Origin of the sequence: Streptomyces sp. NPDC059564 (genome assembly GCF_042735575.1) — a bacterium.
Taxonomy (GTDB): domain Bacteria; phylum Actinomycetota; class Actinomycetes; order Streptomycetales; family Streptomycetaceae; genus Streptomyces.
This window is the reverse complement of sequence record NZ_JBHWBP010000570.1, coordinates 1-3,182: the sequence shown is the minus strand read 5'-3', so window position 1 is coordinate 3,182 and position 3,182 is coordinate 1. Positions and strand designations below refer to the sequence as shown.

Annotated in this window: 1 protein-coding gene and 2 pseudogenes; 1 reads left to right on the top strand and 2 read right to left on the bottom strand. The window is 75.2% G+C overall.

Translation table 11 applies throughout. From position 1 onward, the window contains the following. Nucleotides 1–402, top strand: a pseudogene (locus ACFV0Q_RS40280) (hypothetical protein); the annotation flags it as partial. On the opposite strand, the gene ACFV0Q_RS40275 reads toward ACFV0Q_RS40280, so the two are convergent. Both ACFV0Q_RS40275 and ACFV0Q_RS40270 read right to left on the bottom strand, forming a co-directional pair. Then, nucleotides 353–2,836 carry a right-handed parallel beta-helix repeat-containing protein gene (locus tag ACFV0Q_RS40275; RefSeq protein ID WP_385012904.1) on the bottom strand — a complete coding sequence of 828 codons (2,484 nt, stop codon included), beginning with the start codon at nt 2,834–2,836 and terminating at the stop codon, nt 353–355. The pseudogene ACFV0Q_RS40280 and the gene ACFV0Q_RS40275 sit on opposite strands and share 50 nt — an antisense overlap. A gap of 135 nt (nt 2,837–2,971) precedes the next feature. Then, nucleotides 2,972–3,182: pseudogene (locus ACFV0Q_RS40270) on the bottom strand (hypothetical protein); the annotation flags it as partial.

Here is a 3,182-nt window from a genome sequence, read left to right as displayed (position 1 = left end):
CCTGTGTTCGTGGGGGCCGTCTCCGGGATCACCCTGCTGCTCGGCACCGGCGCCCTCGCCGCCCTGCACCGCGACCTCGACTGCTGGCGCAACCTCTGGCGGGCCACCGACCCCATCGGCGGCCCCGTCGACACGGTCGGGGCCGACGGGGAACCCGTGGACCGGGGCCCCCTGCGCGATCCGCTCGGCTACGGGCGCAGCCCCCGGTACCCGCTGCCCGCGCCGATCCTCCGCCACGGCGACTACCAGGCCGATCCGGCCTTCAACGCCGAACGCGACGCACTCCTCGCACGACTGGCCGCCGCCGCGCGCGGCGACGTACACGACCCACGGGACGTCCCCGGGCAGCGGATCAGCGCGGCGCGGACAGGGCCGGCAGATCCGCAGGGAACAGCAGGGTGAGTTCGTCCGTACTCGGCTCGGCCAGCTGCGCGACCCGCCCCGCGTGCCGTTCCACCATCGACTCGAAGGTCTGGCGCGCGGTACGGCCGTTGCCGAAGGCCGGGCCCTTGGGCAGCTCCGTGAAGTACACCAGCAGCGCCTCCCCGGTTCCCTCGCCCAGCCGGTACTCGTGCTCCTCCGCCTGCTGCTCCACGATCCGCAGCAGCTCCTGCGGACCGTAGTCGCCGAAGGTGATGGTGCGGGAGAACCGCGACGCCACCCCCGGGTTGACGGTCAGGAAGCGGTCCATCTCCTCCGTGTACCCGGCGACGATCACCACCACCGCGTCCCGGTGGTCCTCCATCAGCTTCACCAGGGTGTCGATCGCCTCGCGCCCGAAGTCCCGGCCCGAGTCCTCCGGCGCCAGCGCGTACGCCTCGTCGATGAACAGCACCCCGCCGCGCGCCCGTTCGAAGGCCTCCTGCGTACGGATCGCGGTCGAACCGATGTGCTCGCCGACCAGGTCCACCCGGGACACCTCCACCAGGTGGCCGCGCTCCAGCACCCCGAGGGAGGCCAGGATCTCCCCGTACAGGCGGGCGACCGTGGTCTTGCCGGTGCCGGGGGAGCCCGTGAAGACCAGGTGCCGGCGCACCGAGGCGGCCTTCAGGCCCGCCTGCTGCCGTCTGCGCCCGACCTCGATCATGTCGGTGAGGGCACGCACCTCGCGTTTGACGCTGTCCAGGCCCACCAGCGCGTCCAGCTGCCCCAGCACCTCCCCCGAACCACGGGCCGCGCCCGCCCCGGGGGCCGCGCCGGCACCGCCCGGTGCCCGCGGGTCCGCCAGGTCCGCGGGCCGCTGCCCGGGCACCTCGGCCGGACCGCCCGCGCCGCCCGCGAGGCCCTGCGAGGCCGTGACCGTACGGATCCCCGGATGCGCCCCGGCGAGCGCGCCGCCGCCCGCCGCCGCCTGCGCGGCGAGGCGGGTCCCGGTCTCGTCGCTGGTGCACCCCTCGGCGAGCGGGCCGTCCTCCGCGAACTCGTAGCCCCCGCGCGCGCAGCGCTCGGTGTGGCAGCCGGTCAGGGTGGTCCGGCAGCCGTCGATGACGTGGAAGCCGAACCCGGAGCTGCCGGTCACCCGGCAGGCCGTGAAGGTGCCGCGGCCACCCGCCGACACGTAGAAACCGGCCTCGGCGGGGGAACTGACCGTGCACCGCTCCAGCACCGGGTCGGCGCCCTTGGTGACGATCACACCCGTCTGCACCCCGTCGACCGTGCAGTTGGCGAGGGTGCCGCCGCTGCCGTGGTCGCGGAACCACGCCCCCGTGCCCGCCTCCCGGATGCGGCAGTCGTCGAGCTGCGCGCTCGCGCCGTCGCTGACCGAGACGGCCGTGTTGCGGACCTGCGAGAGGTCGCTGTCGACGACATCGACGCGCGAACCCCGGTCCAGCACGAACAGCGCGTCCGGCACGTCGTGCACCCGGCAGGAATCCAGGGAGGCGGTGGCCCCGTCGCTGATCCACACCGCCGGGTAGTCACCCGTACTGTCGTGGATCTCGCAGGACTCGGCATCGACCCGCGTCCCCGGATCCCACACCGACAGCCCGTTGCGCCCGAACCGGCGGACCGTGGTCCGGCTGAGGGTCAGCACCGAACGGGACCGCAGGTCGACCGCGTTCTCCGGGATGTCGTGGATGTCGCAGCCCGCGAGGGTGAGCACGGCGTCGGTGTCGAGGGTGACCCCGTCGGCCGAGGTGCGGTGCACCGAGCAGTCGGTGAGGCGGGCCGCGGCGCGCGCCGCGATCTGCACGCCGGTGCCCTTGATCTCGTAGACCTCGCAGCCCAGCGCTTCCAGGCCCGAGCCCTCGCCGGTCACCGCGATGCCCGCGCCCGTGGCGTGGTGGATCCGGCAGCGCTCCAGCCGGGGGTGCCCGCCGCGGACCGAGACGCCGGCCTGCCCGGCGGCCACCACCTCGCACTCCTCGAACACCCCGCCGCCGCCGTCCAGGACGGAGATCCCGACCCCGGCCGGGTTCTCCACCGTGCACCGGCGCACCAGCGGCCGGGCCCCGCCGCGCACCTCGATGCCGGCCGCGGAACGGGTGTGCACGCGCAGGTCGCTGAGCTCCGGACAGCCGTCCTCGACGAGCAGCGCGGGCGCCGCCCGGTCCGCGCCCTCCAGGTAGAGGTCCTGGACCACGGCCGAGGCGCGCACCGTCAGCGCGACCCCGTCGAGCGGGGCGATCCGCACCGACCCGGCGACCGCCCCCTCCGGCCCGCGCAGGGTGACGGCATGACGCAGGACCAGGTTCTCCCGGTACGTCCCGGGGGCGATGGACAGCACGTCGCCGTCACCCGCGACGGCGAGCGCGGCGCTCAGCGTCGGATACTCACCGGAACGCCGCCGCCACCGCGAGGCCCCGCCGTGCGTCACCTGGACCGTGCCCTGAGCCATGGCGCTGTCGTGCCCCCACCCTCGTACTCGCGTTGTCGAAGCGGCCGGAGCGACTGAAGCCGTTCAGAGCGGCTGGAGCGACCCGACCGGCCTCCGGCTCCACCGTAGCGCGCGCGGGGCCGGTGAGTTGCCAGGTCAGCTGCCCGCGCCCGCCCGGCCCCAGTCGGGTCCGGCCGCGGCCCACGCGCGGTCCAGACGTATGTACCGCCGATGCATGAGCCGGCGTACGACCAGCCGCCGGACCGTCTCCGCCAGCGCGGCCGCGGTGAGCGCGGCGGCCAGGCCGGCCACGCCCGCGTGGAAGGAGGCGGCGGACGGGTCCAGCGGCTGCCCCACCAGCCGTCCC